We start from the raw sequence: 13,193 nt of genomic DNA, 5'->3' as shown, positions 1-13,193 counted from the left end.
GAAATCCGTTCGGCTCCGGGTCATCTCGGCGCTGTGGAGCGCGCACCGGACCCCGGCTGAGTCCGCCACCAGGTCAACCCGAAAATCTGCGTCATGGCCACCGTTTCGGCGCGCGGGCGGCTCGCGAGTTCGTCGGCGGCGAGTGCGATCGGGATCTGCGCCGCATGCCCGACGGTGCTCAGCAGCATGTCGGCCCACCACAGCGCACGCAGCGCCCGGCTCGCGGGAGCACGCCCGGTCAGCGCGACCACCAACCCCACCAGCAGATACAGCCATCCGAGAATCGGGACGGCCCGCAGCACAGCAACTTTCATGCCTTCGCTCGCTTCCGCAATTGCCGCCCGGCCCAGACCGCCAGCTTCTCGCGGCCGATCTTCGCGTTGTGCCGGATATCGACCGGGAAACCCGGATGGAAAAGGAACTCGCCGACCGGCGCGGCCACATCGAATTCGGCACGGCGGGAACGCAGTTCGTCCTCGACGCGGTCGCGGTCGGCGCCCGGCTCGAGCTCGACGCACAGCACCGGGCGCTGTGCGCCCCGCTGGCCCACGCCGACCAGCGCCGTGCGCGCCACCCCCGCAACGGTGTTGAACACCTGCTCGATCTGCACGGTGAACAGCGGACCGTCGGCGGTGACCAGGCGCTGACTCTTGCGCCCGCAGAACCAGATCCGATCCTGCTCGTCGATCCAGGCCAGGTCGCCGGTGCGGTGCCAGACCACGTCGCCGTCGACGATCTTGCCTGCCGCGTTGGCCGATTCGGGCCAGAAGTAGCGGGTGCTCACGTTCGGCCCGGACACCACCAGCTCGCCGATGCCGCGGGAGACGGCCAGATCAGGCTCGCGGGCAACGACATCCGACCAGGCGGGCAGCGGGTCGTCGGTGATCGCGACGATGCGGGCCCGCACGTCCAGGGCCGGTCGGCCCACGCAGACCCCGGCGCCGCGATGTGCCCGCTCGACCAGACCGCCGAGCAGTTCCCGTGATTCGACGGTCGACATCGGCAGCGCCTCGGTCGCGCCGTAACCGGCGTAGACGCGCGCCTGCTCCGGCAGTACCCGCCGCAACCCGGCGATGCACCAATCCGGCACCGGCGCACCGCCGGAATAGATGCTCTGCAGGGTCGGCAACTCCACCGCCCCCGCCTCGACATGGCGCAGCAACGGAATCAGCACGGCCGGCGAGGCGAACATGGTGCGTACCCCGAACCGATTCACCGCATCCACCACGTGCGCCGGGTCCGTGGACCCCACCTGCGAGGGAATCAGCGGCGGCAGCACGCAGCGGGACCCGAGCAGCAGCTCGAGGATCCCCGCGACCGGTGCGGTGATCAGGGACGTGCCCGGCGCGATCCGTTCGCGCGCGGCGTCGACCTGGTCGATCATGGCGCTGATGTTCCCGTGGGTGAGCACGACCGCCTTCGCGGGACCGGTGCTGCCGGTCGTGTAGGCGATCAGCAGCGGATCGGTGTCCGGGGCCGGTTCCCGATGCGGCACCGCCGCAGCGGGTTTGCGGCCCCAGTCCGCCAGCGACGGCCCGCACCAGAACCAGCGGTTGCCGACGGTCACCGCGACCCGCACCTTGCGGAAGTAGGCGCGAAAGATTATCCGCACCGCCTGTGCCTCCGGCACGCCCACGAAGGCCTCGGCATCGGCGGCCTGCAGACAGCGCAGCATCTTGCGCAGGCCCATTCCGGGATCGATCACCACCGGCACCGCGCCGATCTTGAACAGTCCGTACAGCACGGCATACAGCTCGGGCCCCGGAGTGACCAGCACGATGGTGCGCGTGCCGTGCCCCACCCCCGCGGCGGCGAACCGCTCGGCGATCACGTCGGACCAGTCGTCGAGCTCGGCGTAGGTCAGCTGCCGATATTCCGGCAGGCCCGCGGCGGTGCGCCCGTCGGGATAGATCACCGCCTCCCGATCCGGGTGTGCGGCAACGACTTCGCGGAACCGGTCCAGTGCCCGCCAATAGATCGCGGTGGTCACTCCGACACCTCGTTCCGGGCGCGTTTCACGCGTGTGGGAATGGTGAATACGTAATGCGGCACGCTGGCCCCCTGAAATTGTCGCGGAATGCGAGAAACGGTACCGGTGAGGCTACCGCACAGCGCATCGGCCCGCTACCGCAGACGGTATCCAAAACCGTTGGGGAACAGTAAATTACGTGTGTCTCCCGGTACCGAAACATGTTCGCCGCAACCCCTATAAACCCCTATTCGTAAACCTTCACTCATAACTCGACAGTCGCAGGTCACCCAGCCTTTCGGGACGGCAGGACGTGAAAACAGGCTGTTACAGGCGTGATTCGAGGCCTCGCCGACCCACCGGCGACCGGCTACCGCCTGGTAGCCTCGGCAACGGCATCGGCGCTACTGGACAACGACGGCGCGGTATCGGAAATTCTCCCCCGCATACCTTCAGCCGCACCAGAATTCGACCGCATTCGCGAAAACAATCCTGAGAGTAGGGGGCCATGCGTACTCGTTTCGAATCGCTGGGCGCATACACACCCAGCACCGTGCGCTCCACCGAAGATGTGATCTCCAGTCTGTCCGTGCCCAGATCGCTGGACCTGGAGCGCATCACCGGCATCAAGAATCGCCACGTACACAATTCCGACCCGGACGACTACGAATCGTCGTTCGCGATGGCATTGCATGCGATCGACGATTGCCTGGAGCACTCCGACTACAGCGCCGACGAGATCGACGTCGTGATCTCGGTGTCGATCACCCGCTTCCGCGAACCCGATATCCATTGCTTCGCACCGGCTTTCGCGCTCATGCTGCGCAACGCGATCGGCGCCACCAAGGCACTGCACTTCGACCTCTCGAACGCCTGCGCCGGCATGATCACCGGCGTGCTGGTGCTCGACCGGATGATCAAGGCCGGTGTCGTGCGCAACGGCCTGGTCGTCAGCGGCGAGCAGATCACCCCCATCGCCGACACCGCCGCCCGCGAGATCAGCCAGCCCTACGATCCCCAGTTCGCCGCGCTGACCGTCGGCGACGCGGCGGTGGCGGTGGTGGTGGACGACCGCGGCGACGACAACGACGAAATCCACTACGTCGAGCTGAATACCGCGGCCTACGGCGCCGAATTCTGCATCGGCATGCCCAGCGACAAGACCACCGGCATCGCCATGTACACCGACAACCGCCAGCTCGCCAGCGAGCACCGCTACCAGCAGGCGCTCGATCGCATGTCGGATTTCATGAAGGAGACCGGGCGGACCTGGGAGAGCGAGAAGTACGACTACTGGATCCATCACCAGTTCAGCGGTCCGGCGATCGAGTACATCAGCCAGCTCGCCGAACAGCACTTCGGAACCCCGATGCCGCAGGCGCTCAACGTGCTGGAGGAGTACGGCAACACCGCCTCCACCTCGCACTTCCTCGTCCTGCACGAACACCTTGCCCAGCAACGGATTCCGCGCGGATCCAAGGTGCTGCTGGTGCCGGAGGCGTCGGGCATCGTGTCCGGTCATCTCGCCGCCACCATCTCCCGCTTGGAGGCCTGAATTCATGAGTACCGCAATTGTTTCCGCGGCCGTATGCACCGACGTCGATACGGGAAGTTACTTCCAGCTGGCCACCCGCGCCGGGCGCGCCTGCATGGAACGGGCAGGCGTCTCCCCCGATCGCATCGGCGTGGTGATCAACGCCGGCGTCTTCCGCGACAGCAATATCTCCGAGCCCGCCGTCGCCGCGCTGATTCAACAGCGGCTGGGGATCGGGCTGGAGTACCGGACCGGGCGGGTTCCCGCCTTCTCGTTCGATCTCCTGCACGGCGCCACCGGCGTCATCCACGCCCTGACGGTCGCGCACTGCTTCCTCGCCCCCGGCGAGCTGGAATACGCGCTGATCGTGGCCGGTGACACCCACCCGTCGACCGAGCGGGTCGTCGAGGGTTTCCCCTACGCCGCGGGCGGGGCCGCCGTACTCCTGCGTTCTTCTTCCGGTGCGGGCGGATTCGGGCAATTGCACGCCACGCAGACGACCGGCGCGGCCGAACCGACCGCTTGGGTGGATTTGGGCGCCGCGGGCACCGCCGGCCGCTCGGCGCTGTCGGTGCGGACCGGCGCGGGCGATCCGCTGGCATACGCCGTCGATGTCGTGCAGGACTGCCTGGCCGCCGAGGGCCTGGACCGCGGCGACTTCGGCACCGGCAGCGTCGTCCTGCTGGCGCCCGCCCCGGAGCCGGGCTTCCGCGAGCAACTGGCGTATCGGCTGGGTGTGCCCTCGATATCGGTGGCCGGAATCGATCCCGCGATCGGCGATCCCTACACCGCGGCGCCGGTGCACGCCTACCTGAACGCCGCGGACGCGGGCCTGCTCGACGCCGCGCGGGCGGTGCTGTTCCTGGCCGCGGACGACAGTTCCGCGGCCTGCCTGGCGTATCGACCGCAACCGCTGGAACCGGCCGGCAGCGCCGTCGCGCTGCATGCCAAACACATTGACGTGTAGCATAATTCACGCGGCAGGCCGCCGCCGGCAGGTAGTAGTGGGAAGCGCCCCGGCGGCCGCCGAGAACCGTGCACCGGCTGAATCCGGATGTCACCGACATCCACCGCCGCAACGATGCCGCTCCCCAGTACCATTGCGCCCACACCGGGCCGCACTCCCTTCAGTCGGGCACTCCGATCGATGAAGGGACTGGAGTATGCAGTGGTCGGTCGCTCGGGACCGCACCCGGACATCGATCGTCGCCGGTACGCGCGAGCAGGTCTCCGCGCGACCACGACGAACGGACGGGGATCAGACACTCACCACGCTGTTGCGCGGCGGCGATCCGGAGCGGCTGCGGGTGGCCTCCGCGATGGCGGTGCTGGGCGGCGTGGCCAGCGTGCCGCTCGCGGCCGCTCTGGTGGATACCGATCAGGAACGAATTCGCCGCGTGGTGGCGGATTTCACCGAGGTGGGATGGGCGGCGCAGGAGCGCTTCGCCCATCCGGCGATCGCGGCGCGCATCCTGCGCGACGTGCCCGTCGAGCAGCGCCGCGAACTACACGGCCGAGCCGCGGAGCTGTTGCACCGCAACGGTTTTCCGTGCTCGGTCGTGGCCGCGCAGCTGGTGGCCGCCGGTGACGCTCGCACCTCGTGGGCCGCGCAGGTGCTGGTGGCCGCCGCCGACCAGGCCTTGGCCGACGACGAGATCGACTGTGCCGCACAGCGGCTCGAGCTGGCCTACCGCGCCAGTCGGCGCGCGGGCGGGCGCGCGGCCATCGCCGCCCGGCTGGTCTCGGTCGAGTGGCGACTCAACCCGTCCACGCGGACACGCAATTTCGGCCGGCTGAAGGCGGCGCTGTATACCGGCCGCGTTCCCTACGCCGAACTACCGACGGCGGTACTGCACATGCTGTGGCACGGCTATGTGCAGCACGCCGACCACGCACTGGCCCGGCTGGAACGCGGTCCGGCGGGGACCCTCACCTTCAGCCCGCGCGTCGACTTCCTGTGTGCCTGGCTGCGATACACCCATCCGATGCATCTGGAGCGGCACCGGCGGCTGTTCGCCGACCGGGCCCGGATCGGGGCGGCCGGCGCCGTGGACCGGGAGTCGCCGTACCGGCAGGCCGCCGACCTGCTCTCCGCTCTGACCGTGCAGCAGCCCCCTGCCGATATCGCGACGGTGGCGCAGCGCATCCTGGCGTGTCACCGGCTCGGGCCGAACACCGTCGAGGCACTGGTGGCCGCCGTCGACTGCCTCATCCACACCGATCGCCTCGATACCGCCGACGCGTGGTGTACCTCGCTGCTGGCCGAGGCAGAAGCCCGGCATGCGCCGACCTGGCGGTCCATCTTCGCCGCCCTGCGCGCCGAAACCCTGCTGCGCCGCGGCAATCTGACCGCAGCCGCCGAAAATGCCACGCTGGCTTTGAATCTCGTGCCCGCCGAGCATCTGGGGGTGTGGGCCGGCCGGCCGATCGCGGTGCTGGTGCGCGCGCTGACCGCACAGGGCAAACACACCGAGGCCGCGGCCCAGCTGCGCCGCCCGGTGCCGCGGTCGCTGTTCGAATCGCGTTTCGCCCTGCCCTATCTGCACGCCTACGGGCACCACTGCCTGGCGGTCGGACAGGCCGAACAGGGCCTGCGGCACTTCCGGCAGTGCGGCGCGCTGATGCGGCAGTGGAATCTGGACTTCGCGTGGCTGGTGCCGTGGCGCAACGATATGGCCGCCGCCCATCTGTGTCTCGGCGACCAGCGCAAGGCGCAGGCGTTCGCCACCATGCACCTCGAGCTCATCGGCGGGCCGGACCGGCACCGCAGCGCCGGTATATCGCTGCGGGTGCTGGCGGCGACGGGCGATGCGCACCGGCGGGTACCGCTGCTGCGCCGCGCCGTCGCGGTGGCCCGGGCGGGCGCCGACGAGCTCGAATTGGCCACGGCCCTCACCGATCTGGGCCGCGCGCACCGCTCGATCGGCGATGCCGACAAGGCCCGGCCGCTGCTGCGCGAGGCGGTCCGGCTGGCCGAATCGTGCGGTTCCGGGGTGCTGGTGCGGCGGTTGCGCGGGGACCGCACCCCGCCCGCACCCGTGGCACCGCCGCCGGTGCGCGTCGCCCCCAGCCGCGTCGACGCGCTGAGCCCGGCCGAGCGGCGGGTGGCCGACCTGGCGGCGCTGGGCAAGCGCAACCGCGAGATCGCCGACACCCTCGACATCACCACCAGCACGGTCGAGCAGCACCTGACCAAGGTGTACCGCAAGCTCTCGGTCGCACGCCGCGGCGAACTGCGGTTCGTGCTGGCGGCCCGGGGACCGGCGGCCGAATCCGCCGCCGGATAACGGCCGCCGATGCCGCCGGGAGTGTGATCCTCGGCGGCAACCGGTCTCGCTCCTTGACCTCGAGCCGACTCGAGGTTTCAGAATGCGGTCGTCAGAGGAATTCGAAGGAGGAGAACGCAAATGCCGAAGCTCGACCGCATCATCGAGTCCGCGCTGTACGTCGAGGACCTCGACCGCGCACGAAAGTTCTACGGCGACGTCCTGCAGCTCGAGCCCATGCTCGACTCCGACGTCCTGTGTGCCTACGACGTAGGCGGCGACAACGTCCTGCTCCTGTTCCAGCGCGGCGGATCGCTGGAGAAGAAGGTGCTGCCCGGCGGCCCCGGCCTGCCGAGCGGCGAAATCCCGCCGCACGACGGCAGCGGCCGCCTACACGTCTGCTTCGCGGTCACCGAGGATCAACTCGCCGAATGGGAAACCCACCTGGGCGAATACGGCATCCCGCTAGAGGGCCGCACCGGCTGGGCCCGCGGCGGCCGCAGCATCTACTTCCGCGACCCCGACGGCCACCTCCTCGAACTCATGACCCCGGGCAACTGGCCTACCTACTGACCGACGACTCACTGAGCGATCACCGCCCGAAGCGCGGACCGAGGACCCCCGCGGGATCATCGGTCCGGCGCTCGGCGCGGTCACGACAACTTCAAGATCCGAATTCGCCGCGAGTCGCGCGAGTACGAGACGGTCGAACCCGAAAACTCTCCTGTTCTTACAGCGCTTCGGTCGCGCCCGCCAGGACAAATTTCTCTGCCCGGCAGATTTCGTTCATATTTTTCATACGGTAGTTCCACCACCGCTCGGACGAGAAGAATGAGAAATCCGTATGCGGGCGGATGCTCGATCAGGTTGATCTTGGTGAGGCCCGTTGGGAGGGGATCCTACCTGCGTACCCCCGTAATGGTTCGCGAGAAGTAATGACCGACGAAGAAATCAAGTTCACTAACAATCTCATATCATTTTCACGCCAGCCTGAGCTGCGGCGGCTGGTCGAAAGGATTCGCGAGCCATCGTGCCGGGTGACACTGATCTGCGGAGCGGGCGTCACCGCCGATGCCGGCCTCCCGACGTGGCACAGCCTGATACGGAACCTGGCAGAGCTGATAAGGCTGAACGAGTCGGAGGGGATTCGTGCGGCCATCCTGGCAGACGAAGCATCGCTCACGCGAAAAGCGGATCTCATCCTGGCGCTGCTGCCGAATTATCACAGCTCCGATGACGCCATAGCCGATGCGCTCTACAGCTCGCGCGAAAAGAACGACTATTTCGGTGGACAACTCGCCACGTCGATTGCGATGCTGTCGAAAGCGCTGGGAAGTCGATGCCGAATCATCACAACCAATTATGACGATCAAATCGAAGAATCATTGCGAGAAATCGGTGAGACACGAACAATAATGGTGAAGGGACTACCCCAGGAGCTTACCGGGATCGATCCGAACGGCAACAAGATCGCAGATCGACGCGAGGTACAGAGGCAGACGGCCGCTTGGCTGGAGAACAATTCCACGACCTGGCTCGATAGCTTGTTCAGCGTATCGGAAAACACCGTGCTACATCTGCACGGGTACATTTCACATAAACAGGAGAGATCCGCGCCGGGGCCCAGCAGGATCGGTCCGATCCTCCTCCGGGAGTCGGATTATCTCGAGTACGGGCAACAGGTCCAGGTATTGATCGAACAAGCCATAAGCACCGACAATTCGATCACGGTGTTCATAGGAACCAGCATGACCGATCCCAGCATCGTCGGCCCCCTCGCCAGCACCGCCGATAATCGCCGCGGCAGGGACATCTTCTGCCTGTTACCGTCCGACGGAACCGAGTCACCGGAGTACGATCAGGGAATTCCGGGACAAACCGCCTTCTCATATCGTCAAGGTCAGAAAACCTACCTCGATGAGCAACTGGGTGTTTCCGCGATCCTGCTCAAGAGTTACGCTCAGGTCTCACAGGTCGTGATGGAACTGTGCGCAGCCATAGACGATAGCGCGGCCTACCTCGCTGATGATCCGGAAAGTTCGATCAGATACGGGTTCAGATTTCGCCGCATACTCGAATCCGTCCATTCGATCGTGGGAACCAGACTCGGATCCATCGCACCGTCCGACGCCGACTCGCGCGCCCTGAGCGATGCCCTGGACGAGACGCTGTGTGCGACGGACGGCCCCTTGAAGTACGTGGGAAGTATCGTGAAGGGATATACCGCCACCGAGCTCGGCACATACAACCTCGATCCGGAACGGATGAAGCAGGAGAGATTCGGCCTGTTCCTCTGGTTGCGCCAGTTCATACCGGATGTCGGATCCACGGCAGAATTTACCATCTTCCTCGTCGGTTCGTCTGCGTACGCACATCGAGACGGCGCCAATTTGAGCGGAAGGGTCGGGTGGGTGCTTCCGAAGTCGATATTTTCGGCGGCACGGTCGGTGTTTCTCGGTCAAACAGTCTTCGACTATCTGGACTTCGAACAGCACGACGACGCGAGACGACCATGGCGGACATTCATTGCCGTCCCACTGGAATGCAGCGAATCGGACCTTGATATCGGAGGAAAATCAGCCTACAGGGTACTGGTGGGAAGTGCTGTTCTCCACAGTACCCTGCGGGTGGTCGACCGCGACGCCCTCCGCAGAGGTGCCGAGGAGACATTCGATCCTCGTGAGATATCGCAACTGTCACTCCTGAAACGCAGCCAGCGTATACGTCTTGCTCAGCTCACCGCCGCGGCCGGAATCAACGCGATACAAATCTTGCAGAGCAGGACCGGCCGGTAGGGTCAGCACCCTCCCGCAGACTGTTTGGTCGACTGATATGTTGCGGGAGGTACCGTGGCGGGCTCGGGAATCAGATTCCCGAGCTCCTCGCGTGAGACGAAAGCGTTGTTGAAGGCGGCTACGATCTTCGTGGCTACGCGGTAGCGCCGCGCCGTTGCTGATTCCTCGCTGCTGGTCATCGCGCTACTTCCCTCTGCATCGTCGAAGGCAGAAGACCCAGGACAGTGGACCCCGATCGCGGGGACGTTCGGCCATGGTGCCACAACACACCCCGCGAAGCATGAATTTGATGATTCGATCTCATAAACAACCAGTAACGATAAACCGGAACGTCCGTCCTACATCTGCGATGATGGCACTATCATCCCGCTCGATCTGCCGTGCCGGGCCCTACTCCGGCGTAATGTTGGAAGATGTCCATATTTTCCGGTCGGATGTCATGTTGCCTGTAACAATCCCCCGAGCCGACCCGATACCGAGGAAACCGTATAGCACTTACCAGTTCTGAATGTGAAGATCATCCGTGTCCGAACCGAATACTCAGGACGAACTCGCCAGGCTGCGTCAATGGCTTGACGAGCAGTTGAACACCCAGTTCAAACGCCACAACGACTGGCGGCAACGCGACAAAGTCAAATCGTTCGCTCTGCATATCGCTACTGCCGTGCTCTCGGCAGTCGTCACGGTCCTCATCGGCCTGCAGGTCTCCGATTGGGCCCGCCCTGTCCTGTCCAACGTGGCCCTCGGCGTCGGCGCGGTCGTCACAGTGCTCGCCGGGACGGAAACCTACTTCAATCACCGGGATCTGTGGATCCTCCGCGTTCAGACGCTAGTCAGGATCGAGGAGCTCAAACGGCAGTTCGACTATCACTCCCTGAAGTCGGTACTCACCGTCGATGAGCTCGACCGGTATGCGGAGCAATTGGATCAGATTCTGAAGCGGGACCACTCGGCATGGATTCAAATGCGCACGGTCAATCACTCCGAGCACGCGCCGCCCGCACCGGCCGAGAATTGACCTCGTATCGCCACAACCCCACGTGACAGCCCGCGCGATCTGCGGGAGTTGGTGGGCCGCGCTCCACTACTCAAAAGACGCCGTACAGGGGCGACTCCTCGCCGAACTGGTCAAATTTGTCCGATCGTTGGCGAAACGCCAGGTCAAACGCTCTGAGCCACGACCCAAGATCCACAAGCTAGAGCAACGGTTGGCACCCGAAGTAGGTGAGGAGCTGGCTACGGCCTACCGAGCTGGCGCATCGACAGCAGACTTACGGCGCCGGTTCGGCCTAAGCCAACCCAGCGTCCTGAAGCTTCTTGCCGGGCATGGGGTGGAAACCCGTCACCAAAGATTCGCCGAGGAGGACGCCCTCAGCGCCGTGGCCCTGTACCAAGAAGGCCAGACCATGATGCAGCTGGCCGAAAAGTTCGGCGTGAACATCAAGACCATCCGGCGAGCACTTGTCAGACACGGCGTCACGATCAGGCCGAAGCGGCACCAGGAGCCGAGAGAGGGAGCCTAAGCCTGGGAGTTGTACGGGTCCGGGTGACGGTCGCTCAACCCCTCCTCCCCATCAATCACCTCATCCAGCCACTCGACAAGGTGCCGCGCCTCCGGCGTGCCCACAAGCCCCTCGCGCAATCTCTCAAAGAAGCCCGAACGCCGGTAGCCTCAACACGGCTCGGATCAATAGGCTCATCGTCCGAGGCGTGGAGCAGCCGGGCGACTATATCCTTCGGACAGTGATTCAGAAAGAAGTCCTTGAGCGCTACTCGCATCTCGGGGCTTAGTGCTGACTTATTGTCAGTATCGTCAATAGCGCCAAACTGTGGCTTTAGGTAGGTACCGAGGAGATCGAACCTATGACTGTTCGTAGCCCTACGACCGCCGTCCATGAGCAGGCTTCAAACCCGTTCCTGTATGCGAGGCTAGCTGCCCAATCCAACCATGGTGCCGGGATAGTTCGTCATCAACAGCCTTGTCGTGAGCTGTTCGTTCTTCGGCCACTGCATCGAGGACTTCATGTATGCCGTCTTCCACAGCGGCTTCTAGGCGGTCAAAGCGCCGGTCCATATCGGCGGCGTCAGCCTTTTTCGCTAGCTCAGCCTCGATTGTGTCCATGCGACCGTTCATAGCGTCGAAGCGGCGATCCATATCGGCGGCATCCGCCTTCTTGGCTAGTTCCGTCTTGATAGTGCTCAATTCACCCTTGACCGTGGCCAACTCACCATGCACCGTAGAGAACCCCTCGTGCATCATCTTTAGTAGCGTATTGTATTGTTCATCATTCATAGTTTAGTTCTTAGTATAATGGAATTGACGTATCTTGACAACGATCTATCAAAAAAAGCACCCGAAAGGATCTCGCTCCACTACCGCCAAGAGAGACACAATAGTGCCAGTTCGTGGAATACCAGAATTATCGTCATAGGTACGTGGATAATATCGCCACCGCCCCGGCCGTCGACTGGGCCAGTAGAGGGACCACGCATCCTCTGCATTTACCGTTGGATCAAAGCGAAGCTGCGCAATACGAGTCGTCGACCAGCTATACGGATTAAGCCGCGGTATGGTCGGGCGACATTCACAGATGGTGACATATCGCCCACGGCGAGATGCAGTAAGCCGCAACTCTTGTTCGTACTGCTCCGGCACCGCCTGAATACACCAGCGCTCAATTGCTTCGAGGTCGGAGGGCGGAATCGGGCCATGTCGCCGAGCACCATGGTAGGGAACTAAGTCAAAATTGAGTGTATGAATCATACGCTTTCTATAATACCTCCAGAACACTTCGATCGACAAGCATTACCGAACCGTCTGTCGAGCGCGTCAACAGCTCACGTTTCGCCTGGCTTTCGTTTTCTCGGCGCCTCAGCAATGACCTGATCGAGCCACCCAACGAGATGGGCGGCATTCGGGTCGTCTTGCAACGCACTGCGCATACGGCCGAAAAAGCCGCTCTTGTAGTAGTAGGGCCACATTTGGTAGACATCACCATAGCGCACCGGAATTTCTGACCAGGGTACGTCGTGCGTTTGTTTGTACCGTATGCCATCAAAGAGACGCCGCTTCCTGGCAAGCTCAGAATCTCGCAGGGGGCGAGCACCACGACGGAGGTTCCGTTTTGGAATCGCTGCCGCCAGCAGCTGCCACTCCTCGTCGCTAAGATCGCTGGCGGCCGGCCCTACGACCGCCGTCCATGAGCAGGCTTCAAACCCGTTCCTGTATGTGAGGCAATCTGCCCAATCCAACCATGATGTCTGGATAGTTCGTCATCAACCGCTTTGTCGTGAGCTGTTCGTTCTTCGGCCACTGCATCGAGGACTTCTTGAAGGCCGTCTTCTACCGCGGTTGCTAGGCGATCCAACGCTGCAGCATCAGCCTTTTTAGCCAGCTCAGCCTCGATTGTGTCCATGCGACTGTTCATGGCCTCAAAGCGGCGATCCATATCGGCAGCATCAGCCTTTTTAGCCAGCTCAGCCTCAATTGCATCCAAGCGCTGATTCACTTCAGCAGCATCAGCCTTCTTGGCTAGTTCCGTCTTGATGGTGGCCAACTCACCATGCACCGTAGAGAACCCCTCGTGCATCATCTTCAATAGTGTATTGTATTGTTCATCATTCATAGT

13 protein-coding genes are annotated in these 13,193 nt (G+C 63.8%); 6 read left to right on the top strand and 7 right to left on the bottom strand.

Going from position 1 to position 13,193, the window contains the following annotated elements; all coding sequences use genetic code 11:
* Positions 1 to 20: 20 nt before the first annotated feature.
* Entirely contained in the window at positions 21 to 314 is a 294-nt protein-coding gene (locus NM1_RS08270) for a hypothetical protein (protein ID WP_068016046.1), read from the bottom strand.
* The gene (locus NM1_RS08265; protein ID WP_068016043.1) at positions 311 to 1,990 is read right to left on the bottom strand and encodes a fatty acid CoA ligase family protein; all 1,680 of its coding nucleotides are present in this window, start codon (positions 1,988 to 1,990) and stop codon (positions 311 to 313) included. Before NM1_RS08265 ends, NM1_RS08270 begins: the two co-directional genes overlap by 4 nt.
* A 487-nt stretch (positions 1,991 to 2,477) precedes the next feature.
* Here NM1_RS08265 and NM1_RS08260 point away from each other — a divergent pair, with 487 nt between their 5' ends.
* The 6 genes from NM1_RS08260 to NM1_RS08235 all read left to right on the top strand — a co-directional run bounded on the left by NM1_RS08260 (position 2,478) and on the right by NM1_RS08235 (position 10,582).
* A complete protein-coding gene (locus NM1_RS08260; protein ID WP_068016040.1) occupies positions 2,478 to 3,524 on the top strand; it encodes a 3-oxoacyl-ACP synthase III family protein in 1,047 nt (348 codons plus the stop codon).
* A 4-nt stretch (positions 3,525 to 3,528) separates the two neighbouring features.
* Entirely contained in the window at positions 3,529 to 4,470 is a 942-nt protein-coding gene (locus NM1_RS08255; protein WP_068016038.1) for a beta-ketoacyl-[acyl-carrier-protein] synthase family protein, read from the top strand.
* Between the two features lie 196 nt (positions 4,471 to 4,666).
* The gene (locus NM1_RS08250) at positions 4,667 to 6,790 is read left to right on the top strand and encodes a helix-turn-helix transcriptional regulator (protein WP_068016035.1); all 2,124 of its coding nucleotides are present in this window, start codon (positions 4,667 to 4,669) and stop codon (positions 6,788 to 6,790) included.
* A 120-nt stretch (positions 6,791 to 6,910) separates the two neighbouring features.
* Entirely contained in the window at positions 6,911 to 7,342 is a 432-nt protein-coding gene (locus tag NM1_RS08245; protein WP_068016032.1) for a VOC family protein, read from the top strand.
* A gap of 362 nt (positions 7,343 to 7,704) precedes the next feature.
* Entirely contained in the window at positions 7,705 to 9,564 is a 1,860-nt protein-coding gene (locus tag NM1_RS08240; RefSeq protein WP_169814217.1) for an SIR2 family protein, read from the top strand.
* 523 nt (positions 9,565 to 10,087) lie between these two features.
* Entirely contained in the window at positions 10,088 to 10,582 is a 495-nt protein-coding gene (locus tag NM1_RS08235) for a DUF4231 domain-containing protein (RefSeq protein WP_068016025.1), read from the top strand.
* 271 nt (positions 10,583 to 10,853) lie between these two features.
* On the opposite strand, the gene NM1_RS42080 is transcribed toward NM1_RS08235, so the two are convergent.
* The 5 genes from NM1_RS42080 to NM1_RS42070 all read right to left on the bottom strand — a co-directional run bounded on the left by NM1_RS42080 (position 10,854) and on the right by NM1_RS42070 (position 13,190).
* Entirely contained in the window at positions 10,854 to 11,036 is a 183-nt protein-coding gene (locus NM1_RS42080; RefSeq protein WP_147288841.1) for a hypothetical protein, read from the bottom strand.
* A gap of 407 nt (positions 11,037 to 11,443) precedes the next feature.
* Positions 11,444 to 11,857 (bottom strand): hypothetical protein, encoded by a 414-nt coding sequence (locus tag NM1_RS42075; protein WP_147288842.1) that lies wholly within the window; start codon positions 11,855 to 11,857, stop codon positions 11,444 to 11,446.
* Between the two features lie 48 nt (positions 11,858 to 11,905).
* Complete coding sequence (locus tag NM1_RS44605) at positions 11,906 to 12,328, bottom strand: DUF3024 domain-containing protein (RefSeq protein ID WP_084519272.1); 423 nt, start codon at positions 12,326 to 12,328, stop codon at positions 11,906 to 11,908.
* Positions 12,329 to 12,402: 74 nt separating this feature from the next.
* A complete protein-coding gene (locus tag NM1_RS44600) occupies positions 12,403 to 12,816 on the bottom strand; it encodes a transposase (protein WP_373864030.1) in 414 nt (137 codons plus the stop codon).
* Complete coding sequence (locus NM1_RS42070) at positions 12,750 to 13,190, bottom strand: hypothetical protein (RefSeq protein WP_147288843.1); 441 nt, start codon at positions 13,188 to 13,190, stop codon at positions 12,750 to 12,752. The genes NM1_RS44600 and NM1_RS42070 overlap by 67 nt, the downstream gene beginning before the upstream one ends.
* Positions 13,191 to 13,193: the final 3 nt, after the last annotated feature.

Origin of the sequence: Nocardia mexicana NBRC 108244, assembly GCF_001613165.1 — a bacterium.
Classification (GTDB): domain Bacteria; phylum Actinomycetota; class Actinomycetes; order Mycobacteriales; family Mycobacteriaceae; genus Nocardia; species Nocardia mexicana.
Note: the sequence above shows the minus strand (reverse complement) of the source record. Positions and strands in the feature narration are given on the sequence as shown.